The sequence below is a fragment of the Curtobacterium sp. PsM8 genome (assembly GCF_030433875.1).
Taxonomy (GTDB): domain Bacteria; phylum Actinomycetota; class Actinomycetes; order Actinomycetales; family Microbacteriaceae; genus Curtobacterium.
In genome coordinates this window covers 1-225 of record NZ_JARUXD010000204.1, presented here as the reverse complement: position 1 = coordinate 225, position 225 = coordinate 1, and the positions used below count along the sequence as shown (strand labels likewise).

At 67.1% G+C, this 225-nt stretch carries 1 pseudogene; it reads right to left on the bottom strand.

Annotation, left to right across the window (positions count from 1 at the left end):
- Window positions 1-39 precede the first annotated feature (39 nt).
- Window positions 40-225, bottom strand: a pseudogene (locus tag QCD68_RS17365) (amidase domain-containing protein); the annotation flags it as partial.

Here is a 225-nt window from a genome sequence, read left to right as displayed (position 1 = left end):
GGCCTGCAGCGTCTGGTTCACGTAGTTGGCGCAGTCCCCTCAGATCGGGTTAAAGGTGCCGTACTCGGCGGTGTTGTATTCCGACCAGTGCCGCATGGCGTACTGCAGCTGCCGGTCGACGTCGGTCTTCTCGGCGTAGGCCACCGTCGTGGTCGCGCCCGCGGAGCTCGCAAACCGCACGGCAGCCGTCGTCGGGGTGGGCGTCGCCCTCGTGGAGTACTGGGT